This is a genomic window from Nonomuraea fastidiosa, assembly GCF_042751225.1.
Taxonomy (GTDB): Bacteria; Actinomycetota; Actinomycetes; order Streptosporangiales; family Streptosporangiaceae; genus Nonomuraea; species Nonomuraea fastidiosa.
On sequence record NZ_CP170570.1, the window covers coordinates 1071347 to 1095140 of the forward strand.

Annotated in this window: 14 protein-coding genes and 3 rRNA genes; all 17 read right to left on the bottom strand. The window is 67.4% G+C overall.

Features of this window, described 5'->3' with window-relative positions; translation table 11 throughout:
- Window positions 1–52: 52 nt before the first annotated feature.
- The 17 genes from rpmA to ACFMQL_RS04895 all read right to left on the bottom strand — a co-directional run bounded on the left by rpmA (window position 53) and on the right by ACFMQL_RS04895 (window position 23431).
- A complete protein-coding gene (gene rpmA, locus ACFMQL_RS04815) occupies window positions 53–310 on the bottom strand; it encodes a 50S ribosomal protein L27 (protein WP_364067166.1) in 258 nt (85 codons plus the stop codon).
- Window positions 311–324: 14 nt separating this feature from the next.
- Window positions 325–627, bottom strand: coding sequence for a 50S ribosomal protein L21 (gene rplU, locus ACFMQL_RS04820; RefSeq protein ID WP_364067168.1), 303 nt, complete (start codon window positions 625–627; stop codon window positions 325–327).
- A gap of 218 nt (window positions 628–845) precedes the next feature.
- Complete coding sequence (locus tag ACFMQL_RS04825) at window positions 846–4058, bottom strand: ribonuclease E/G (protein ID WP_378784694.1); 3213 nt, start codon at window positions 4056–4058, stop codon at window positions 846–848.
- Between the two features lie 279 nt (window positions 4059–4337).
- Window positions 4338–5090 carry a TIGR03936 family radical SAM-associated protein gene (locus ACFMQL_RS04830; RefSeq protein ID WP_378784695.1) on the bottom strand — a complete coding sequence of 251 codons (753 nt, stop codon included), beginning with the start codon at window positions 5088–5090 and terminating at the stop codon, window positions 4338–4340.
- Window positions 5091–5243: 153 nt separating this feature from the next.
- Window positions 5244–7154, bottom strand: a complete 1911-nt coding sequence (locus tag ACFMQL_RS04835) for a TIGR03960 family B12-binding radical SAM protein (protein WP_364067173.1) — start codon at window positions 7152–7154, stop codon at window positions 5244–5246.
- A gap of 233 nt (window positions 7155–7387) precedes the next feature.
- Window positions 7388–8554, bottom strand: coding sequence for a rod shape-determining protein RodA (gene rodA, locus ACFMQL_RS04840; protein WP_364067175.1), 1167 nt, complete (start codon window positions 8552–8554; stop codon window positions 7388–7390).
- A gap of 571 nt (window positions 8555–9125) precedes the next feature.
- Window positions 9126–11171, bottom strand: coding sequence for a penicillin-binding protein 2 (gene mrdA / locus ACFMQL_RS04845; protein ID WP_364067177.1), 2046 nt, complete (start codon window positions 11169–11171; stop codon window positions 9126–9128).
- Complete coding sequence (gene mreD, locus ACFMQL_RS04850) at window positions 11168–11632, bottom strand: rod shape-determining protein MreD (RefSeq protein ID WP_364067179.1); 465 nt, start codon at window positions 11630–11632, stop codon at window positions 11168–11170. The genes mrdA and mreD overlap by 4 nt, the downstream gene beginning before the upstream one ends.
- A gap of 34 nt (window positions 11633–11666) precedes the next feature.
- Window positions 11667–12545 carry a rod shape-determining protein MreC gene (gene mreC / locus ACFMQL_RS04855; RefSeq protein WP_378784697.1) on the bottom strand — a complete coding sequence of 293 codons (879 nt, stop codon included), beginning with the start codon at window positions 12543–12545 and terminating at the stop codon, window positions 11667–11669.
- Window positions 12545–13576, bottom strand: coding sequence for a rod shape-determining protein (locus tag ACFMQL_RS04860; protein ID WP_378784698.1), 1032 nt, complete (start codon window positions 13574–13576; stop codon window positions 12545–12547). Before ACFMQL_RS04860 ends, mreC begins: the two co-directional genes overlap by 1 nt.
- 308 nt (window positions 13577–13884) lie before the next feature.
- The gene (gene ndk, locus ACFMQL_RS04865; RefSeq protein WP_364067185.1) at window positions 13885–14295 is read right to left on the bottom strand and encodes a nucleoside-diphosphate kinase; all 411 of its coding nucleotides are present in this window, start codon (window positions 14293–14295) and stop codon (window positions 13885–13887) included.
- A 212-nt stretch (window positions 14296–14507) separates the two neighbouring features.
- Window positions 14508–15995, bottom strand: coding sequence for a hypothetical protein (locus ACFMQL_RS04870; RefSeq protein WP_378784699.1), 1488 nt, complete (start codon window positions 15993–15995; stop codon window positions 14508–14510).
- Window positions 15996–16092: 97 nt separating this feature from the next.
- Complete coding sequence (locus ACFMQL_RS04875; protein ID WP_364067189.1) at window positions 16093–16431, bottom strand: DUF4233 domain-containing protein; 339 nt, start codon at window positions 16429–16431, stop codon at window positions 16093–16095.
- Window positions 16428–17720, bottom strand: coding sequence for a folylpolyglutamate synthase/dihydrofolate synthase family protein (locus ACFMQL_RS04880; protein WP_364067191.1), 1293 nt, complete (start codon window positions 17718–17720; stop codon window positions 16428–16430). Before ACFMQL_RS04880 ends, ACFMQL_RS04875 begins: the two co-directional genes overlap by 4 nt.
- A 581-nt stretch (window positions 17721–18301) precedes the next feature.
- Window positions 18302–18418, bottom strand: a 5S ribosomal RNA gene (gene rrf, locus ACFMQL_RS04885).
- A 64-nt stretch (window positions 18419–18482) separates the two neighbouring features.
- Window positions 18483–21591, bottom strand: a 23S ribosomal RNA gene (locus tag ACFMQL_RS04890).
- 315 nt (window positions 21592–21906) lie between these two features.
- Window positions 21907–23431 (bottom strand): 16S ribosomal RNA (locus ACFMQL_RS04895).
- Together the 16S, 23S and 5S rRNA genes form the textbook arrangement of a ribosomal RNA operon.
- Window positions 23432–23794: the final 363 nt, after the last annotated feature.

A 23794-nucleotide genomic window follows, 5' to 3' on the forward strand; every position in this document is an offset into this window, starting at 1 on the left:
GACACGCGATCGGTCGATCCACCCCTGAAAAGTCGAAGGAGAAGGAGGAACCTTACTCCGCGACGGGAACGATGCTCACGGCTCGCCGGCCGCGCTTGACGCCGAACTGCACGTGGCCCGCCTTGAGCGCGAACAGCGTGTCATCGCCACCACGGCCGACGTTGTCGCCGGGGTGGAAGTGGGTGCCGCGCTGACGGACGATGATCTCGCCCGCGTTCACCAGCTGGCCGCCGAAGCGCTTCACACCAAGCCGCTGGGCGTTGGAGTCACGACCGTTCCGGGTGGACGACGCGCCCTTCTTGTGTGCCATCTCTCAAACTCCCGTCAGGCCTGCTCGATGCCGGTGATCTTCACCTGGGTGTACCGCTGGCGGTGGCCCTGGCGCTTCTTGTAACCGGTCTTGCTCTTGTACTTGAGGATGTTGATCTTCGGGCCCTTGGTCTCACCGATGATCTCGGCGTTGACCGTGAACTTGCCCGCCTCGGTCGTCACGTCGCCATCGTTGACGACGAGCACCGTCGGCAGCGCTACCGAAGAGCCGACCTCGCCGGCGACCTTGTCCACCTCGAGGACGTCACCGACGGAGACCTTCTGCTGCCTGCCGCCGCAACGAACGATCGCGTACACCGCGGAACCCTTCTACTGACTCACTGTTGCTTTCGATCATCAGCCGCCTCACGGAGAGGAGGCCGCCGAATGCTGCGCCCGTCATTCGGCCGGTCTGTGACCGACGAACCTTAGTAAGCGCGCCAACAGGGCACGTCACCTGACGCACCGGTTCACCAGGGTACCGGATTACCGGGCCCCTAGGCGAACCGGACGGATCGTCGGAAGCTCGCCGAGAGCTACTCGGCGGACTTGGCTCGGCGCGAGCGTCGCCGCCCCCTGCCGGAAGTCTGGTTTGCCTGGTCGTCCTCAGCCGGGACGTCATCAAGCGCACCGGTCACGGTATCACGGCCTGAGGTGTCCTTGGCCGCGGAAACCTTCTCCGCGACCGCCTTCTCGACCGCCATCTTGCCCTGCGTGCCGCGCGGCTCGGGCTTGCTCTCGACCGGCTCGGTCGAAATCAGCAGGCCACGCCCGTTGCAGCACTCGCACGGCGTCGAGAACGCCTCAAGCAGCCCCTGGCCGACCCGCTTACGGGTCATCTGGACCAGGCCCAGCGAGGTGACCTCGGCCACCTGGTGCTTGGTCCTGTCGCGGGCCAGGCACTCAAGCAGCCGCCGCAGCACCAGGTCGCGGTTGGACTCCAGCACCATGTCGATGAAGTCGATGACGATGATGCCGCCGATGTCGCGCAGCCGGAGCTGGCGGACGATCTCCTCGGCCGCCTCCAGGTTGTTCCTGGTGACGGTCTCCTCCAGGTTGCCGCCCTGGCCGGTGAACTTGCCGGTGTTGACGTCGACGACGGTCATCGCCTCGGTGCGGTCGATGACCAGCGAACCGCCGCTCGGCAGCCACACCTTGCGCTCGAGCGCCTTGGCCAGCTGCTCGTCGATGCGGTACTGCTCGAAGACGTCGCCCTGCTCGGTGTCCCACTTCGACAGCCGCTCGGCCAGGTGGGGAGCCACGTACTTGACGTACTCGTCCACCGTGTCCCAGGCGTCGTCGCCCTGCACCACCAGGTTCGTGAAGTCCTCGTTGAAGACGTCACGCACGACCCGGATCGTCAGGTCCGGCTCGGCCGACAGCAGCTCGGGCGGGCTGGCCGACTTGGCCTTCTTCTGGATGTTCTCCCACTGCGCCGACAGCCTGGCCACGTCGCGGGCCAGCTCCTCCTCCGAGGCGCCCTCGGCCGCCGTGCGCACGATCACGCCGGCGTTCTCCGGCATGACCTTCTTCAGGATGCTCTTGAGGCGGCTGCGCTCCTTGTCGGGCAGCTTGCGGCTGATGCCGGTCATCGACCCGTCGGGAACGTAGACGAGGTAACGCCCTGGCAGGCTGATCTGGGAGGTGAGCCGCGCGCCCTTGTGGCCGATCGGGTCCTTGGTGACCTGCACCAGCACCGACTGGCCGGACTTCAGCGCCGACTCGATCCGCTTCGGCTGCCCCTCCAGACCGACGGTGTCGAAGTTCACCTCACCGGCGTACAGGACGGCGTTCCTGCCCTTGCCGATGTCGACGAACGCCGCCTCCATCGAGGGCAGCACGTTCTGCACCTTGCCGAGGTAGACGTTGCCCACGTACGACTGGCTGGCCTCGCGGTTGACGTAGTGCTCGACGAGCACGCCGTCCTCGAGCACCGCGATCTGCGTACGGTCGCCCTGGCGGCGCACCACCATCATCCGGTCGACCGACTCGCGGCGGGCCAGGAACTCCGACTCGGTGATGATCGGCGGACGCCGGCGGCCCAGCTCGCGCCCCTCGCGGCGGCGCTGCTTCTTGGCCTCGAGCCTGGTCGAGCCGCGCACGCTCTGCACGCCGTCGGTGGCGGTGTCGAGCGCCGCCGTACGGCCGGAGCGCGGCGCGCGGATGCGCACCACCGTGTTCGGCGGGTCGTCGCTGGCCGGCTCGACGTTCTCGTCGGTGCCCCTGCGGCGGCGACGGCGACGGCGGCGCGAGGTGGAGACCTCTTCCTCCTGCGGCGCCTCCTCGGCGACCGGCTCCTCCTCGTGCTCTTCCTCCGGCTGCGGCTCTTCGGTGTCCTCGGACTCGTCGCGCTCGCGGGACTTGCCGCGGCCACGGCCGCCCCTGCGGCGGCGACGGCGGCGGCCGCCGGTCTCTTCCTCGTGCTCGTCGGGCGCGTCGAGGTCGGTCTCCTCGTCGGTGACCGTCTCGTCCACGACGTCGTCGGCGTCGGCCAGGTCGGGCTCGGGCTCCGGCTCGGTCCTGCGCGGCACGGCCGGCTTGGCCTTGCTCGGGTCGGGCGCCTGGAACAGCGGCTCGAAGATCGCGGCGGGCCGCAGGAACGCGGTGCCGGGCTCGGACTCCCTGCGCGCGTTCAGCGCGAACGGGTCGGCGAGCAGGCTCGGCCGCACGGTGTCCTCGTCGAGGTCCTCGCCGGCGGGCTCGTCGTCGAGCGGCTCGTCCTCGGGCAGGGTCTCGACGACGTCATCGTCGTCCCGGCCGGCCTCGGCGCTCCCGGCTGCGGCGGCCTGCGCGGTCACGTCCGCGGTGGTCTCAGCGCTCGCGGCGACCTCGGCGTCCTGGTCGCCGGCTGTGGCGCCGGCCGCGGCCTCGGCGCTCTGAGCGGCCTCTCCGGCCTGCGCACCGGCCACCTCGGTGGTCGCCGTCGCCTCCGCCCCTGCCGCGGCCTCTGCGCTCGCCTCAGGCTCGCCCTCGGCGCTCTCCTCGGCGGCGCGGGCGGCGCGGCTGCGCCTGGTCGTGCCGGTCGTCCTGGTGCGGGTACGCGTCGTCCGCGTCCGCCGGGCAGGCGCCTCCTCACCGGCCTCAGCGGCGGCGGCAGCGGTCTCGCCGGCAACGGCACCGGCGTCCTGAACGCCCTCCGCCGCGGCACCGGCATCGGCCGCTGTACCGTCAGCGGCCGCACCATGGCCGGCCGCCGTGCCGTCAGCGGTCGCGGCACCGGCGGCGGTCTCACCGCCCGCGGCGGCGGCGCCTTCGGCCGGCTGCGCATCGGCGGCGGTCTCGGCCGTCGCCGCGGCCTTCTTCCGCGTCCTGGTCCGCTTGGCCGGCGCGGGGACCTCAGCCTCGGCAGGCTTCTCCTGCGCGGCGGCCGCACCCTCGGCGGGCTCTTCCTGAGCCTCCGCCTCAGCGGCCTTCTTGGTCGCACGCCGCCGCGTCGTCGTGGCGGTGGAACGCGTCCTCGTGGTCTTCTTCGGCTTCTCGGCGGCGGCCTCCTCGGCCGCCTCAACCCCGGTCACCTGGCCGTTCTCGGTCCGGCTCGTCCCCGACGCGCCGCTCGGCACGGTCTCCACGGCAGGCGTGGCCAGCATGGCCGTACCGGCTGGAACGGTCTTCACCTTCGGCGTGTCGTCCACGGCGGCGAGCAGCTCGGGCGCCGGCTCACCCGCCGCGCGCTGCACGGCGTTGATCTGCACCGGCTCCACCTTGACCACCGCCGGCGCCGTCCTCGCGGCGGCGACGGTGACCGGCACGGACGCCGGCTCCTCTGGCAGCTCCGGCGGAGGGCCCGCGGGCCTGCTGGAGCGGCGACGCCTGGTCACCTGGGGCTGTTCATTTGTCTCCCCGTCAGGGCCAGTGGCCCCGGCGTTGGGCTCGTTGTCGAGCATGCGGGCGCTCTCCCGTCAGCTCCCGGGCGCGTCGCCGCGCCGCGCAGGAGCCCTCGTGTCTCGTTGTCCGCCGGCGCTCTCGATGAGAGCGCGCCGGCGCCAAGTCCTGTCAGCGGTCGTGCTCGGCTCTCGCCGGGCACGTCCTTAACCGGCGACGTGCTCACCCGCCGGTTCCGCCTCGCCGCCGCGCGTGTCGTCGCGGTCCAGGCCGAGCGGATCGGCAAGCGCACCAGTAGTCGCGTCGAGCGGCCCCTGCGCCAGCCTGGTCACCTCGGGGGGAACCGGCGGCGCGAAGTCGGCCACAAGGCGCAGCCCTGTGAGCACGTCGTCGGGTCGAACGGCAGGCGTCATGTGCCGAACAACCATGCGCAGTATGACACACGGCTCCTCTTGCACCTGAGCTGCGGTTCTGGCGGTTCCCTCGGACACCGTGAGCCTCACGACGGCCTCCCGCGCGTCGAAGCGACGGGGGCCCTTCTTGGTGAGGCGCTCGACCTCCACCGTGCCTGCCGCGAGGAACTTCTCCACCGCCACCTCGGCGAGCTCGCGGTCGGCACCGGGCAGCCGCACCTCCCAGTCGGAGACCTCCAAGCGGTCGGCCAGGCCCCCCGGGCCCGCCTCCACAACGTCGAGAACGTCGAGACCGGGCGGCAGCGACGCGTCCAGGCCCTGTCTGACCTGGTCAGGGTCGCACTGCGCGGTGACACCGATCTCGAGGTATTCGGCCTCGCTGGCGACGCCGGTCGGCGCCGCGCCCGCGTAGGAGATCTTCGGGTGGGGCGAGAAGCCCGCGCTGTAGGCCACCGGAATGCCGGCACGGCGGACCGCCCTCTCGACGGCCCGCGAGATGTCGCGGTGGCTGGTGAAGCGCAGGCGGCCGCGCTTGGCGTAACGCACACGAAGGCGCTGCACCGTGGGCGCGGGCGGTGGCCCGTCGGGAACAGGTTTCAGAGCTTGTCGTCCTTCCCTTGTAAGAGTTCCTACGTCTCAGGATAAGCCGCGTTCGCGCGTGAACGTGTACGCCGAGACACGGCTCGCCCACTGAGCGCGCTAGACCACCGTCAGAGGAAGGAGTTTCCGCCCCGTCGGGCCGATCTGAATCTCGGTGCCCATGGTCGGGCACACGCCGCAGTCGTAGCACGGGGTCCAGCGGCAGTCCTCGACCTCGCCGCCGGAGATGGCGTCCTGCCAGTCCTGCCACAGCCACTCGCGGTCGAGCCCGGCGTCGAGGTGGTCCCACGGCAGGACCTCGTTCTCCTCGCGCTCGCGGGTGGTGTACCAGTCGACGTCGACGCCGACCTTCTCGGCGGCCTTCATCCAGCGCTCGTACGAGAAGTACTCGCTCCACCCGTCGAAGCGGCCGCCGTCCTCCCAGACGGCCCTGATGACGGCGCCGACCCTGCGGTCGCCCCGCGACAGCAGCCCCTCCACGATGGACGGCTTGCCGTCGTGGTAGCGGTAGCCGATGGCGCGGCCGTACTCCTTGTCGCTGCGCAGCGCGTCGCGCAGCGCCTTGAGCCGCCTGTCGACGGTCTCGTGGTCGGCCTGCGCCGCCCACTGGAACGGGGTGTGCGGCTTGGGTACGAAACCGCCGATGGAGACCGTGCAGCGGATGTCGCGGCTGCCGGTCACCTCACGGCCCGCCTTGATGACCTTCTTGGCCAGGTCGGCGATGCCGAGCACGTCTTCGTCCTGCTCGGTGGGCAGCCCGCACATGAAGTAGAGCTTCACCTGCCGCCACCCCTGCGAGTAGGCCGTGGTGACGGTGCGGATCAGGTCTTCTTCGGTGACCATCTTGTTGATCACCTTGCGCATGCGCTCCGAGCCGCCCTCCGGCGCGAACGTCAGGCCCGAGCGCCTGCCGTTCCTGGAGAACTCGTTGGCCAGGTCGATGTTGAACGCATCGACCCGGGTCGAGGGCAGCGACAGCGAGGTGTTGGTGCCCTCATAGCGGTCGGCGAGGCCCTTGGCGATGTCGCCGATCTCGGAGTGGTCGGCGGACGACAGCGACAGCAGGCCCACCTCGTTGAAGCCGGACTGCTTGATGCCGTTCTCGACCATCGCGCCGATCGTGGTGATCGAGCGCTCGCGTACGGGACGCGTGATCATGCCTGCCTGGCAGAAGCGGCACCCGCGCGTGCAGCCGCGGAAGATCTCCACGCTGAACCGCTCGTGCACCGTCTCGGCCAGCGGCACGAGCGGTTTCTTCGGGTACGGCCACTCGTCGAGGTCCATCACCGTGTGCTTGTGCACCCGCCACGGCACGTCGGGCCGGTTGGGCGCGACGCGCCTGATGCGCCCGTCGGGGTGGTATTCGACGTCGTAGAACTTCGGCACGTAGACCCCGCCGGACTCGGCGAGGCGCATGAGCAGCTCGTCACGGCCGCCCGGCCGGCCCTCCGCCTTCCACTCGCGGATGACCTCGGTGATGGCGATGGAGATCTGCTCCCCGTCGCCGAGCACGGCCGCGTCGAGGAAGTCGGCGATCGGCTCGGGGTTGAAGGCGGCGTGGCCGCCCGCGAGCACGATCGGGTCGTCCTCGCCGCGGTCGACGGCCAGCATCGGGATGCCGGCCAGGTCGAGCGCGGTCAGCAGGTTGGTGTAGCCGAGCTCGGTCGCGAACGACACGCCGAGCACGTCGAAGGCGCGGACCGGGCGGTGCGCGTCGACGGTGAACTGCGGCACGCCCTCTTCGCGCATGAGCTTCTCAAGGTCCGGCCAGACCGCGTACGTGCGCTCGGCGAGCGTGCCCGGCAGCTCGTTGAGAATCTCGTAGAGGATGGCGATGCCCTGGTTGGGCAGCCCGACCTCGTAGGCGTCCGGGTACATCAACGCCCACCGCACGTCGGCGGAGTCCCAGTCCTTGACGGTCGAGTTGAGCTCACCCCCGACGTACTGGATGGGCTTCTGCACCTTCGGCAGGAGCGCTTCCAGGCGGTGGAAAATCGACTCGACAGGCATACGTCCAAGCGTAGCGGCGCTCGGCACCTGCCGAGTCCGCCGTCACATTTCCCGTCGTCACGCCCTGCACCGACCCCACAAAACCCCACTGACCAGCACAAACACCACCGTCTCCGAACGCGCACTCGCTAGCCTGCTGCTGCACCGCCACGAGGGCAGGACCAGCATGCGATGCACTGACAGAAGAGCAGACCGGCAGACGATGCGCAGAGTGGCAGGCAGACAGGCAGGCGCTAGTCGAACGACTGCCGCCGGATCTTGATGGCCTGCAGCAACCCGACCGCGATCAGGTTGGCGAAGGTGGCGGTACCGCCGTAGGAGACGAACGGCAGCGGCAGGCCGGTGATCGGCATGATCCCGATCGTCATCCCCACGTTGATGAACGCCTGGAACGCGAACCAGCACACAATCGTGCCCGCGACCAGCGTCCCGAACCGGTCCTCGCACTGCCTGGCGATCTTCAGCCCGCGTAGCAGCACCACGCCGAGCAGCATCACCACCGTCACCGACCCGAGGAACCCGAACTCCTCCCCCGCCACCGTGAAGATGAAGTCGGTGTGCTGCTCGGGCACGAACCGCCCGGTCGTCTGCCCGCCGCCGAGCAGCCCCTTGCCCAGCAGCTGCCCCGACCCGATCGCGATCATGGACTGGGTGCTGTTGTAGCCGACCCCGCGCGGGTCCACGTTCGGATCGACGAACGCCGTGAACCGCGCCACCTGGTACGGCTCCAGCATCTGGAAGTAGAACACCGAGAACACCGCGGCCCCGGCGGCCAGCGTCATCAGCGCGATGACCCGTTTGCGCACTCCCGAGATGACCAGCCCGGACGCCGTGATGATCGCGAGCACCATCGCCGTGCCCAGGTCGGGCTGGAGCATGACCATGCCCATGGTGACGCCGGCGGCGACGAGCGCCAGCACCACATCCAGCCCGCGTGGCCGGTCGGTGCCCTCCGCGGGTTGCGCCAGCAGCATCGCGATGATGAGCAGCAGCCCCACCTTCGCGAACTCCGACGGCTGCACGGCGAACCCGCCGCCCAGCAGGATCCACGAGTGCGACCCGTTGATCGTCGCGCCCAGCGGCGTCAGCACCAGCCCGAGCCCGACCAGCGACAGCAGGTACACCAATGGCGCGTACGCCCGCATCGCCCGATGGTCGATCATCGCCACGAGGCCGCACAGCACCATGCCGATGGTCTCGTTGAGTATGTGCTTCTTGACCAGCCCCGTGGATCCCGGCGCCCACGTCCTGGTCGACGACCACACCAGCAGCGTGCCGATCACCGACAGCCCCAGCACGGCGACCAGCATCAGCCCGTCGAGCCTGCGCACGACGGAGTTCTCGCGCGCCATCCGCCGCAGGAGGGAGGGTCGCCGGATCGCCACCGTACGCGCGTTCACCTCACACCCCTCCCCTCCAGGCCCCCGGCCCCACTCAGCCCCCGCCCAAGCCCACTCAGTCCCAGCCCCAGCCCAAGCCCACTCAGTCCCAGACGACCAAGGCCCGCGCCCCCACTCGCCCCCCGACACCCCTCGGCCCCGAGCCTTCCCAAACCACAACCACCCTCGGCCGAAAGCCCGCTCACCCCGCGACCACCCTCGGCCGAAAGCCCGCTCGCCCGGCGACCACGCACGGCCCCGAGCCCGCCGTGGCCACCACCCGCTCCAGACCCGCTCACGCCCAGGCTCCTGATGGCCCTGAGCCCGCTCAGGCCCAGAGCCCCACCGGCTCTAAGCCCGCTCAGGCCGCAACCACCCCCGGCCACAAGCCCGCCCTTCCCACGACCACCGCCGGTGACAAGCCCGCCCCCGCCGCGGCCCCCGCCGACGCCATACCAGGTCATCCACCGACCGCTGCCGGCAGCTGACCCGCTCAAGCCCCGAGCATCGCCGACCCCGAGCCCGCTTCGGCTGAGGCCGCCAAGGGGTCTGAGCCCGCTCAAGCCCCGAGCACCGGCGACCGCAAGCCCGCTCATCCCCCGGCCACCGTTCCGTCGGGGGCGAACCTGGGCAGCCGGGTCGTCAGCCGCCCACCAGGCACCGCGGGCTTGCGCTTGATGCCGTAGATGCCCTCGTAGATCTCCCTGGCAGCCGGTGCGGCCGTCTGGGCGCCCATGCCACCCTGGGAGACCATCACGACGACGACGTACTGAGGATTCTTCGTCGGCGCGAACGACGCGAACCACGAGGTGTCCTGCTTGCCCCAGACCTCCGCCGTGCCGGTCTTGCCGCCCACGCGCACCTTGTTCATCGGGAACCCGGCGAAGGCCCCCGCCGCGGTGCCGTCCTCGGCGACGTGGCTGAGCGCGTTCTTGATGTAGCGCCGCTCCTTCTCGCTCAGCGGCAGCTTGCCGACGACCGGCACCGGGATGGTCCGCACGACCTTGCCGTCGGGCCGCACCTGCGCCCACCCGATGCGCGGGCTGCGCACCTTGCCGTCGCTCACCAGCGCCGCGTAGGCACGCGCGAGCTGCATCGGCGTGACGAGCACGTCGCCCTGGCCGATGGAGAAGTTGGCCGAGTCACCGGGCCGCAGCAGGAAGCCCTCGGTGCAGTTCTCCAGCGCCAGACGCTTGAGGAACTCGGCCCGCGCCTTGTCCTTGACCTCCGGGTACCCCTTGCGCGACCGCTCGCAGTTGGTGGCGCTGGTGCTCTGCCACATGGCCTTCTTCCAGGCCCGGTCGGGGATGCGGCCGGCGGACTCGCCGGGCAGGTCCACCCCGGTCGGCGAGCCGAAGCCGAACGCCCGCGCGGTGTTCGCGAAGATCTCCTTCGGCTTCTTCTTCGGATAGCGCCCGCCGTCCTTGAGGTACTGCTCATAGGCCGCCTTGTAGAAGATCGTGTCGCACGACTTCACCAGCGCCGTGTGGAGGCTGAGCGTGCCCAGCGGGATGCCGCGGAAGTTGTTGAACGCCCGCCCGCCCACGTTGACGGAGCCGGGGCAGCCGTAGGTGCCGTTGAGCGGATAGCCGGCTCGCAGCATCGCCGTCACCGAGGTGATCTTGAACGTCGAGCCGGGCGCGAACTGCCCGTTGATCGCCCGCGACACGAGCGGCTTGCCCGACTTCTCCGACAGCAGCCACTGGTAGCCGCGCGCCGAGATGCCGCCCGCCCAGATCTCCGGGTCGTAGCTGGGCGCGCTGGCCAGCGCCACCACCCGCCCGGTACGGGCGTCGAGCACCACCGCCGCCCCGCCGTCGGCAGCGGGCGCCGACTTCATGGCCCGGTCGAGCGCCTTCTCCACGACCAGCTGCACCCGCGCGTCGATGCTGGTCACCAGGTGGTCGCCGGGGACGGGTGTGACCTGTTCCTCGACGCCGAGCGCCTTGCCCATGCGGTCGACCTGGACCCTGCGCCACCCGGCCTTGCCCCGCAGCGCGTCGTCGTAGACGTATTCGAGCCCGTCGCGCCCCACCAGGTCGACCCCGGAGAAGCTGGCCTTGAGCCCTTCGCGCTTCTCCAGCTCGGCCTCGGTGACGGGCTGCAGGTAGCCGAGCATCTGCGCCCCGGACCGGCCCAGCGGGTATTGCCGCACGGAGTGGATCTCCGCCGTCACCCCGGGGAACTCCTCCTGACGCTCCAGGATCTGCAGCGCCTCGCGGGTGTCGACCTTCTCGTCCAGCGGGACCGGCTGGTACGGCGACCCCGCCCAGCACGGCTTGCCCACCCCGGGCCCGCAGGGCGTGATGCGCTGCTGCAGGTCGGCGACCGGTTTGCCGAGCACCTGCGACAGCTTGCGGAGCACGCCGATGCCGCGATCCTTCATCCGCAGGAGCTGGTTGCGGTCGACGGAGACGACGAGCGCGGTCTTGTTGCGCACCAGGGGGCGTCCTTTGGCGTCGAGGATCTGCCCGCGCACGGCCGGCACGATGACCGTCCGCGTCCTGGTCTCGGTCGCCCGCGTCACGAACTCCTGCCCGCGCACGACCTGCACCTGCCAGAGCCGCATGGCCAGCACGACCAGCAGCGTCACCACGATGACGTGCAGCACCAGCAACCGCGCCCGCATCCTGGTCATGTCGAGAACCTCGCCTGTCTGCCCCTAGTCGTCAGCCAGATCACGATCGGCGAGACCAGCAGCGTGTAGACGATCGTGACCGGCACCTGCTCGGTGAGGGTGGCCAGCGATACGCGGGGGTCGGAGATGAGGCCGCCCACGGCCGCCGCGAGCAGCGGCGCCATCAGTACGCACAGCACGACGGTGGTGACGGGCCCGCCCGCGCCGCGCCCGGCGACGTAGCCGACGAGCGCCAGCACGAACGCGTATTGGCCCACGAGATGCGCGGTGGGCGGCATGACGTCGACCAGCAGCCCGGTGCAGAACCCGAGCACGGCCCCCGGCGCCGCCCCTCTGGTCAGGGAGGTGCCGATGACGGCGAGCAGCACCAGATCGGGCGCGCCGCCGCCGGGCAGCGCCATCCGGTTGACCAGCATGACCTGCGCCAGCAGCGCCAGCACCACGGAGAACCCGCCGATCACCACGCCCCCTTTCCGTAACCGCTCGCGCCTCGCCTCATCGCGCCGTCTCCTTCGAAGGCAGCACCGCGTCGCGCGGGTCGCGCTTGGGCGCCTCCACCACCACGCCCACCACGTCGAGCGCCGTCAGGTCCGCATACGGCCGCGCGTAGGCGATGCGGGTGAGCTCGCCGGGCGTGGACTCCACTCGCTCGATCACCCCGATCGGCACCCCCGGCACGTACGGCCGCCAGTTCTGCGACCCGAAGCTGACGATCCGCCCGCCCCTGCTCAGCGGCGCCGTCGAGTCGAGCAGCCGGAACTGCACCAGCCGCCCGTGCTCGCCTACGCCGTGCACGACGCCGATCTCCTTGCCGCCCTCGAGGCGTGCCCCGACGGATGAGGCGGGATCGCTGATCAGCGCCACCGTCGAGGTGTGGGAGGTCGCCTGAAGCACCCGCCCCACCAGCCCGTCGCCGTTGATGACGGTCATCTCCGGATGTACGCCGTCGCCGGTGCCCACGTCGATCTGCACGGCATCCTCGAACCCGGGCAGCCCGCGCCTGGCGATCACGTTGGCGGGGACCGTCTTGTAGCCCCCGATGCCGGCCAGCCCGAGCATCTTCTTCAGCTCCTTGGACCGGTCGGCGTCGAGCTTGCCCGCCAGCAGCCCGGCCCGCAGCTTCGCGTTCTCCTCTTTGAGCGCCTCGATGCGCTCCTGCGCGGCCGGGGCGGTGACGAGCGCGTGCAGGAACGCGCCGACGGGCTGCACGACCACGCTGCTGAACTGCTCCGCCGTGCCGAACAGGTAGGCGCCGGCCGCGCGCAGCGGGCGCAGCGGCGAGCTGTCACCCGTGCGGTGGTCGACGGTCAGGATGACGAGTGCGGCCGCAAGCAGCACTCCCAGGACGAGCCGGGCACGGCGTGAGTCTCTCATCAGTGTCGCGACTCCGGCACCAGGACCTGCTGGAGCGCCTCGAACTCCTCCGCGCACTTGCCGGAGCCGATGGCCACCGAGTCGAGCGCGTTGTCGACCAGGTGGACCGGCATGCCGGTCTCGGCCTTGACCCGCTCGTCGAGCCCCTTGAGCAGCGCCCCGCCGCCGGTGAGCGCGATGCCACGGTCCATGATGTCGCCGGACAGCTCGGGCGGGCACTTGTCGAGCGTGGTCTTGACCGCGTCGACGATCGCGTTGACCGGCTCCTCGGTGGCCTTCCTGATCTCTTCGCTCGACACGATGACGGTCTTGGGCAGCCCGCTGACCAGGTCGCGCCCGCGCACCTCCGCGTGCGACTCCTCGCCGATCGGGCAGGCGGAGCCGATGGCGATCTTGATCTCCTCGGCGGTGCGCTCGCCCAGCATCAGCGAGTATTCCTTCTTCGCGAACGCGATCACCGCCTGGTCGAGCTCGTCACCGCCGATCCTGATCGACTGGCTGGTGACCACGCCGCCCATCGAGATGATCGCCACCTCGGTGGTGCCGCCGCCGATGTCGACCACCATGTTGCCGGTGGGCTCGTGGACGGGCAGCCCGGCTCCGATGGCCGCGGCCATGGGCTCCTCGACGATGTAGACCTTCCTGGCCCCCGCCTGGTCGCCGGCCTCCTTCACCGCCCGCTGCTCCACGCTCGTGATGCCGCTCGGCACGGCGATGATGATGCGCGGCTTGGCGAAATGACGTCTGCGGTGCACCCGCTGGATGAAGTAGCGCAACATCCGTTCGGTGACGTCGAAATCGGCGATCACACCGTCTTTGAGCGGGCGGACCGCGATGATGTTGCCCGGTGTGCGGCCGATCATCCGCTTCGCCTCGATGCCGACCGCCACGATCTTGCTGGTAGCCGTGTTGATCGCGACGACTGACGGCTCGTTGAGCACGATGCCGCGGCCACGCACGTAGACCAACGTGTTGGCGGTGCCCAGGTCGACCGCCATGTCACGGCCGAGGAACGCGAGCTTGCTGCCCATGGGGAACGGAGCCCTCCGTAACGTCGTTCGCGAGTGACTACGGAATGAATTCGAATCGTAACGTGACGTACCCACCGATGCGCGCAATGAGCCATCGCGCCTGTCAAAAATCTCCAGCCCCTACCTCAACCGCAGCTTTGCCCGGATTGCACCACAACATCCGATAGCCGACTGGAACGATCCACCACTTGAGCCACAGCGGTCCCGGCCGCCCACACCCGGCGTCCGCGATGCCAGAACCCTACGCCGCCCCACCGACAGAAAAGCCCGCGCAGCCGAGGCTGCGCGGGCTCGCCGAAGCGGATCGCTCAGAACCGGTCGGGGAAGAAGATCTTGATCTCCCTGGCGGCCGACTCGGGCGAGTCGGAGCCGTGAACGACGTTCTCGCCGATCTCGAGGGCGTGGTCGCCGCGGATCGTGCCGGGGGCGGCCTTGACCGGGTCGGTGGCGCCGGCCAGCGCGCGGAAGGACTCGATGGCCCGCGGCCCCTCGAGGACCATGGCGACCAGCGGCCCCGAGGTGATGAACTCGACCAGCTCGCCGAAGAACGGCTTCTCGGCGTGCTCGGCGTAGTGCGCCTTGGCGGTTTCGGCGTCGAGAGTGCGCAGGTCCATCGCCACGACCTTGAGGCCCTTGCGCTCCACACGGGCGATCACGTCACCGATGAGGCCGCGCTTAACCCCGTCGGGCTTGATCAGGACAAGAGTGCGCTCGGACACGTGGGGTTCTCCTTCGAACATGGGTGTGATCGCGGCCGCGGGCACCGGCCTGGCCGCGAGGTCGCGTCGCGGGGCACGCGCCCACGCGCCGCCGTAGCAGGGCACTCAGCTTACCGTGGCGCGCCCCTACCCTCGTTTCCTCCTCATCCGATCCCGTACGGCGGCGCCTCACCTGGAACCGGCATCCTCGGGCGATCCCGTACGGCGGCACCTCACCTGGAGCCGGAGTCCTCGGGCGACTGCCCGGGAGGAGGCACCGCGGGTGCGGGCTTGTCACCCGGGCTCAGCGACCCCCACGTCACGACGGGCTCGGCCACGCCCGGCGCCTCAGCGGCGAGCCGGTCGCCGGCGGGCGCGGACACGAGCAGCACGTCGGTGGGCTCAAGCGGCCCCGCGCAGGGCGTCTCGGGCACCGCGGGATCCCTGCCGGGCCGCCGTGCCGTCAGCGCGGCCAGCACGATGATCGCCACCATCAGGAAACCGCTGATCAGCGCCCACCAGTGCAGCGCCCCCATGAAGCCGTCGACCAGCTCCTGCGGCGACCGTACGCCTTCCAGCATCGCCATCTGCACGCCCGCGCCGAGCAGGAACCCCGCCAGCACGCCCGTGCAGCACAGCGTCAGCCCGTACGCGGCCGCGCCGACCCCGACCTCCTGCAGCGCCGCCGTGACCGCGACCGCCGCCCCCACGGCGAGCAGGCTGAACGGAACCGTCAGCACCATCCCGTCGGCCGACGGCACCACGAGCCGCACCGAGCAGAGCCCGACCACCATGGCCAGCAGCCCCAGCGGCACGAGCCAGCGACCGCCGCCGCGCGCGAGCAGCCGCACCGCCACCGCGGCCAGGATCGCGAGCACTCCGGCCACCGTGTACGCCACCCACAGGCCCCGCAGCCCAGGACCGCCGAGCCCGCCCATCTCGGCCATCGTGACCTGCGCCGCGCTCGGCAGCAGCACCACGCCGACCGCCACCATCACGTACGCCATCACACGCCGGTGCACGCCGCCGACCGAGGCGAGCCCCAGCAGACCGGTCACCGCGAGCGCCGCGATCAGCATCACCGCCCCGGACCGCCAGCCGGCGCTCGCCGTGCTGACGGCCGCCGCGGCGACCACCGCCACCGGCCCCAGGAGCAGCAGCAGCCGCTTCAGCTCGCCGCGTTCGAAGCCCTCGCCGACCGGCCGCCCGGCCATCATCCACACGACCAGATGCACGGCCGCAAGCCCCAGCGCGATGCCCGTGACCATCGGGTACGGCTGCAGCGTCACCCGCCAGCTCGTCACCTCGTCCAGCGGCCACAGCGCGAGCGCCTGCGCCGTGAGCAGGCTCATCGCGAACACACCCGCCCACAGCCCGCGCAGCACCGGCGCCCGGTCCCAGACGGCGACGAGCGTGATCGCCAGCACCCCGCCGGAGCCGAGGCCGCGCAGCACCCGCACCACGCCGACGAGCAGCTCCGACGCCGCGTAGCCGCCCGCCGCGTCGGAAACGGCGACCAGCGCCAGCGCGCCGACCAGCAGCGGCGCCGCGGGCACCCGCCGCGTCAGCGCGACCGCGAGCGGCACCGCCAGCATCAGCGCTGGCAGCGCGAGCCCGTGCGTCCGCATGAGCCCGGCCCCGGCGAGGTCGGGGGGCAGCAGCCCGGCGACGACGGACAGCGTGTTGGGCACCGCGACCACCGCCAGAGGCAGCGAGATCACGATAAGGAGCCCGAGCAGAATGTCGAGCGACCACGATCGACTAGGGCGCGCCTGAAGCGGCGGCCGCGTACTTGGGGGACGGCCATAGTGGCCGACTTTAGCGGGAAGTAGCGCCCTCGACACGGCGAGCGACGATAATCGCCGTTATCCACAGCGCGGCGAAGATCGCGCCGAGGAAGAACATCGTCGGTACGAGGAACCCCGTGCAGATCGCGAGCACCTGCACGACGGTCCCGGCGATGTACCCGAACGGCCACTTGAGCAGGCCCGCGATGACCACGCACAGCACGGCGAGCCCGATGCCGACGGTCACGGCGAGCCCGGTCGCCACTCCGCCGTTGATCGCCACAGGCGTGACGAGCGCGGCGACGATGGCCTCCATGCCGAGCACGGTGCCGCCGAGCCTGCGCATGCCTGGAGTGACGTCGAACTTCATGGTGTTCCGTCCGCTTTGAGGAGCAACCGCGCGTCGCCGGCCGTGACGACGGACCCGGTGATGAACACGCCCGTGCCGCTGAACTCGCCCTCGGCGTCCGCGATGCCGATGGCCTGGTCGATGGCGTCGTCGAGGCGTTCGACGACGTGGATGCGGTCGTCGCCGAAGATCGGCTCGGCCAGCGCGGCCAGCTCCGCCACGGGCATCGACCTGGGCGAGGAGTTACGCGTGAGCACGACCTCGTCGAGCACCGGCTCCAGCAGTTCGAGCAGCGCCTCGACGTCCTTGTCCCGCATCACGCCGACCACGCCGATCACCTTGGCGAAGTCGAACGCCTCATGCAGCCCGTCGAGCGTCGCCTGCATGCCTCCGGGGTTGTGCGCCGCGTCGATCACCACCGTGGGCGAACGCCGCACCACCTCCATCCGCCCCGGCGAGGACGCCGTCGCGAACGCCTGGCGCACCAGATCGACGTCGAGCTGGTCGTCGCCGCCGGTCAGCGCCTCTACCGCGGCCAGCGCGCACACGGCGTTGCTCGCCTGATGAGCGCCGTACAGGGGCAGGTAGACGTCGTCGTAGACGCCCTTGAGCCCGCGGAAGGTGATCAGCTGCCCGCCGATCGCCACCTCCCGGCTCATGACCCCGAACTCCAGGCCCTCGCGCGCCACCACCGCGCCGACCTCGGCCACGCGGCGCATCAGCACCTCAGCCGCCGCCAGCTCCTGCTGCGCGAGCACCGCCGTCTGCCCCTGCTTGATGATGCCGGCCTTCTCCGCCGCGATGCTGGGGATGTCGGGCCCGAGTCGGTCGGTGTGGTCGAGCGAGATGGGCGTGATGACGGACACCACACCGTCCGCCACGTTCGTCGCGTCCCACGAGCCGCCCATGCCGGTCTCGATCACCGCGACGTCGACGGGCGTGTCCGCGAACGCCGCGAACGCCATCGCCGTCAGCAGCTCGAAGAACTGGATCCGCCGGCCTTGCGTGTCGGCCAGCTCGACGTACGGGATGATCTCCTCGTAAACCTGCGCGAAGCGCTCCTCGCTCAGCGGCTCGCCGTCCACCGTGATCCGCTCGCGCATCGACACCAGATGCGGGCTGGTGAACCGCCCCACCCTCAGGTTGCGCTCGCGCAGCAGCGCCTCGGTCAGCCGCGCCGTGCTCGTCTTGCCGTTGGTGCCGGCGATGTGTATGACGGGGTACGCCCGCTGCGGCGAGCCGAGCAGGTCAAGAAGGGCCGCGATCCGATCGAGCGTCGGCTCGAAATCCCACTCGACGCCACGATCCATGATCGCGCGTTCTACCGCACGATAATCCACCCCTCAACCCTACTGACCTCCCACACCGGTCCGTACGCCCCCGTAACGCGGAGGGCCTCCGACAACCCCGGCCAGAGCCCTCAGAGAAGCCGCAAAGCCCCCTCAGCGCCCCGGGCTTCCGAGCGCAAGAACCGCCTCTGAGCGCCACGGTAATGCTCCTGCAGAGGAATGCCTCCGCCCTCGAAAAAGCCCCGCATAAGACCGGCGAAGCAGCTCCGGTAGACCATTCAAGAGGCCGCCCCAGAGCCGCAGGAAAAGGCCCGTCAAGCGCACCACGACCCCGCGCCTGAAGCTTTGGCAGCCGACGAGAGACCGCATCTCCGACGAGCGATATGTCGACCTAAGAAACCAGAACCAGCCGAATCCCGACCCACCCACCACCAGCCAAAGAACCCGGACACACAAAAAGCCCGCACACACAAAAAAGCCCAGGCATGCAAAAGAGGGGCTCCGACACCACAACAGATGCCAGAACCCCACCCCCAACACACACAAAAAAGAGGAGCCTTGGTATCCGAAACCAGATACCAAGACCCCTCTCATCAAAGATTGTCCGGCGGTGACCTACTCTCCCACACCCTCCCGAGTGCAGTACCATCGGCGCTGAGAAGCTTAACTTCCGGGTTCGGAATGTAACCGGGTGTTTCCTTCCCGCCATAACCGCCGTAACCCCACGAAACAGCACACCATTTGCTGTCTCAGAATTGCCTAGTGAACGCGAGCAAAAGCTTTGTGGTCAAGTCCTCGGCCTATTAGTACCGGTCAGCTCCACACGTTACCGCGCTTCCACCTCCGGCCTATCAACCCGGTCATCACCCGGGAGCCTTACCCCACAACGTGGGTGGGAGACCTCATCTCAAGGCGAGCTTCCCGCTTAGATGCCTTCAGCGGTTATCCCTTCCGAACGTAGCCAACCAGCCGTGCACCTGGCGGTACAACTGGCACACCAGAGGTTCGTCCGTCCCGGTCCTCTCGTACTAGGGACAGCCCCTTTCAAGTCTCCTACGCGCGCAGCGGATAGGGACCGAACTGTCTCGCGACGTTCTAAACCCAGCTCGCGTACCGCTTTAATGGGCGAACAGCCCAACCCTTGGGACCTACTCCAGCCCCAGGATGCGACGAGCCGACATCGAGGTGCCAAACCATCCCGTCGATATGGACTCTTGGGGAAGATCAGCCTGTTATCCCCGGGGTACCTTTTAGCCGTTGAGCGACACCGCTTCCACACGCCGATGCCGGATCACTAGTCCCAGCTTTCGCTCCTGCTCGACCCGTCAGTCTCACAGTCAAGCTCCCTTGTGCACTTACACTCAACACCTGATTGCCAACCAGGCTGAGGGAACCTTTGGGCGCCTCCGTTACCCTTTAGGAGGCAACCGCCCCAGTTAAACTACCCACCAGACACTGTCCCCGATCCGGATCACGGACCAGAGTTAGACGTTCAAAACGACCAGAGTGGTATTTCACCAACGACTCCACCCGAACTAGCGTCCGAGCTTCCCAGTCTCCCACCTATCCTACACAAGACGCTCCAAACGCCAATGTCAAGCTGTAGTGAAGGTCCCGGGGTCTTTCCGTCCTGCTGCGCGTAACGAGCATCTTTACTCGTAGTGCAATTTCGCCGGGTCTGCGGTTGAGACAGCGGGGAAGTCGTTACGCCATTCGTGCAGGTCGGAACTTACCCGACAAGGAATTTCGCTACCTTAGGATGGTTATAGTTACCACCGCCGTTTACCGGCGCTTAAGTTCTCACCTTCGCCAACTTACGTCAGCTAAGCGGTCCCCTTAACGTTCCGGCACCGGGCAGGCGTCAGTCCGTATACATCGTCTTACGACTTCGCACGGACCTGTGTTTTTAGTAAACAGTCGCTTCCCCCTGGCCACTGCGACCCCCACCAGCTCCAGCAGCAAGTGCCATCACCAGCAGAGGTCCCCCTTCTCCCGAAGTTACGGGGGCAATTTGCCGAGTTCCTTAACCACAGTTCACCCGATCGCCTTAGTATTCTCTACCTGACCACCTGAGTCGGTTTAGGGTACGGGCCGCCACAACACTCACTAGAGGCTTTTCTCGGCAGCATAGGATCATCCACTTCACCACAATCGGCTCGGCATCACATCTCAGGCAAAAGGAACGCGGATTTGCCTACGTTCCGCCCTACATGCTTACCCCAGGACAACCATCGCCTGGGCTGGACTACCTTCCTGCGTCACCCCATCGTTTACCTACTACCCAATCAGGCCGAGCGTTCAGCCTCACCCCAATCCCGAAGGACCGAGGGACTTAAGGACTCTTAGTATCAAGGGGTTCAGTATGGGCGCGTTGAAGCGGGTACGGGAATATCAACCCGTTGTCCATCGACTACGCCTGTCGGCCTCGCCTTAGGTCCCGACTTACCCTGGGCGGATTAACCTGGCCCAGGAACCCTTGGTCATCCGGCGCGAGGGTTTCTCACCCTCGATTCGCTACTCATGCCTGCATTCTCACTCGCACAGCCTCCACAACTAGATCACTCTGCTGCTTCACCGGCTGCACGACGCTCCCCTACCCACCAACAGAACCCGAAGATCCTGTCAGTGCCACGACTTCGGCGGTGTGCTTGAGCCCCGCTACATTGTCGGCGCAGAATCACTTGACCAGTGAGCTATTACGCACTCTTTCAAGGATGGCTGCTTCTAAGCCAACCTCCTGGTTGTCTCTGCGACTCCACATCCTTTCCCACTTAGCACACGCTTAGGGGCCTTAGTCGGTGATCTGGGCTGTTTCCCTCTCGACTACGAACCTTATCGCCCGCAGTCTCACTGCCACGCTCTCACTTACCGGCATTCGGAGTTTGGCTGACGTCAGTAACCTTGTCGGGCCCATCGGCCATCCAGTGCTCTACCTCCGGCAAGAAACACGCAACGCTGCACCTAAATGCATTTCGGGGAGAACCAGCTATCACGGAGTTTGATTGGCCTTTCACCCCTACACACAGATCATCCCCCAGGTTTTCAACCCTGGTGGGTTCGGTCCTCCACCCAGTCTTACCTGAGCTTCAACCTGCCCATGCGTAGATCACCCCGCTTCGGGTCTACAGCATGCGACTCAAACGCCCTCTTCAGACTCGCTTTCGCTACGGCTCCCCCACACGGGTTAACCTCGCCACACACCATAACTCGCAGGCTCATTCTTCAAAAGGCACGCAGTCACATCACAGCTGAGCAAGCCCAGCTAAGCTCCTACGGCTTGTAGGCACACGGTTTCAGGTACTCTTTCACAACCCCTCACCGGGGCACTTTTCACCTTTCCCTCACGGTACTCGTGCACTATCGGTCACCAGGGAGTATTTAGGCTTACCAGGTGGTCCTGGCAGATTCACACAGGATTCCTCGAGCCCCGTGCTACTTGGGATCCCCTCCAACAGTCCATCCAATTTCGCCTACCCGGCTCTCACGGTCTACGGCGCCCCTTCCCAGAGGCTTCGACTATCAGACGGATTTATCACTGCTCGTGGCTCCGGCAGAAGCCACCGGAAGGTCCCACAACCCCGAACATGCAACGCCTGCCGGCTATCACACACGCCCGGTTTAGCCTCATCCGCTTTCGCTCACCACTACTCACGGAATCACTATTGTTTTCTCTTCCTACGGGTACTGAGATGTTTCACTTCCCCGCGTTACCACCAACCGCCCTATACATTCAGGCGGAGGCAACACCACATGACTGGTGCTAGGTTTCCCCATTCGGACATCCCCGGATCAACGTCTGGTTGGCGACTCCCCGAGGCTTATCGCAGCCTCCCACGTCCTTCATCGGCTCCTGATGCCAAGGCATCCACCGTGTGCCCTAAAAAACTTGGCCACAAAGATGCTCGCGTCCACTATGCAAATCTCAAACAACAAACAGCGATCCACATCCAAGCCCGATAATCACCGGACTCTTCAATGGCCCTGTCTCCAAGGAACCGGTCGCCCGTTTCCTCAGGACCCAACAGTGTGCCCGATACCCCACGACCCCTGAACCTGCCCTTCCCACTCCCAGCCATCCCCACGAAGGAGAAGACCAGACGGTACTAACCAGGCAGCGACCGCGCTGCACCGAATAACCAGTGCTCCACTAGTGAGCTGTCACCACCCCACCAGACACTCGCCGGTGAAGAGTGAAGATGCTCCTTAGAAAGGAGGTGATCCAGCCGCACCTTCCGGTACGGCTACCTTGTTACGACTTCGTCCCAATCGCCAGCCCCACCTTCGACCGCTCCCCCCACAAGGGTTGGGCCACGGGCTTCGGGTGTTGCCGACTTTCGTGACGTGACGGGCGGTGTGTACAAGGCCCGGGAACGTATTCACCGCAGCATTGCTGATCTGCGATTACTAGCGACTCCGACTTCATGGGGTCGAGTTGCAGACCCCAATCCGAACTGAGACCGGCTTTTAGGGATTCGCTCCACCTCACGGTATCGCAGCCCTCTGTACCGGCCATTGTAGCATGTTTGCAGCCCAAGACATAAGGGGCATGATGACTTGACGTCATCCCCACCTTCCTCCGAGTTGACCCCGGCAGTCCCCCATGAGTCCCCAACCCTCCGAAGAGGTTGCTGGCAACATGGAGCAAGGGTTGCGCTCGTTGCGGGACTTAACCCAACATCTCACGACACGAGCTGACGACAGCCATGCACCACCTGTCACCCAGCCCAAAAGGGAAGATCTATCTCTAGACCGGTCCGGGTGATGTCAAACCTTGGTAAGGTTCTTCGCGTTGCGTCGAATTAAGCAACATGCTCCGCCGCTTGTGCGGGCCCCCGTCAATTCCTTTGAGTTTTAGCCTTGCGGCCGTACTCCCCAGGCGGGGCGCTTAATGCGTTAGCTCCGGCACGGAGATCGTGGAAGACCCCCACACCTAGCGCCCAACGTTTACAGCGTGGACTACCAGGGTATCTAATCCTGTTCGCTCCCCACGCTTTCGCTCCTCAGCGTCAGGTAAGGCCCAGCAAGCCGCCTTCGCCACCGGTGTTCCTCCTGATATCTGCGCATTTCACCGCTACACCAGGAATTCCACTTGCCCCTACCTACCTCTAGCCGGCCCGTATCCACCGCAGACCCGCAGTTAAGCTGCGGGCTTTCACGGCAGACGCGACCAGCCACCTACGAGCTCTTTACGCCCAATAATTCCGGACAACGCTTGCGCCCTACGTATTACCGCGGCTGCTGGCACGTAGTTCAGCCGGCGCTTCTTCTGCAGGTACACGTCAACTTCGTCCCTGCTGAAAGAGGTTTACAACCCGAAGGCCGTCATCCCCCACGCGGCGTCGCTGCGTCAGGCTTCCGCCCATTGCGCAATATTCCCCACTGCTGCCTCCCGTAGGAGTCTGGGCCGTGTCTCAGTCCCAGTGTGGCCGGTCGCCCTCTCAGGCCGGCTACCCGTCGTCGCCTTGGTAGGCCACTACCCCACCAACAAGCTGATAGGCCGCGAGCCCATCCCCAACCGAAAAAAACTTTCCACCACCAGACCATGCGGCCGGAGGTCGTATCCGGTATTAGACCCAGTTTCCCAGGCTTATCCCAGAGTCAGGGGCAGGTTGCTCACGTGTTACTCACCCGTTCGCCGCTCGAGTACCCCCGAAGGGGCCTTTCCGCTCGACTTGCATGTGTTAAGCACGCCGCCAGCGTTCGTCCTGAGCCAGGATCAAACTCTCCAAACAATGTCTGGAAAACAATCCCAGCCGACATCAACAACATTGATGCCAACTAAAAGGAATCCACGTCATGGAAACATGACGGGGTAATGCATCATGCACTGGCTTTTAACACACTGTTGAGTTCTCAAGAAACGGACGCGTACATCCGCACCAGAATCCTTGGGAGACCCTGGTGCGCGAGGCGCACACTTCGTTTCCTCCAGATTACCCGATCCGGACGAATCTTGTCAAACCGCCCGTTCCGGGATCTTCCGGACTCGCCTCTCTCCGAGGCAACCCTTCAAACTTACTCCAACATTCGGCTCTTGTCCAACCGCACGGCGGACGCAACCCGAAGATCGGGGTTCGTTCACTGGGATGTCAGGG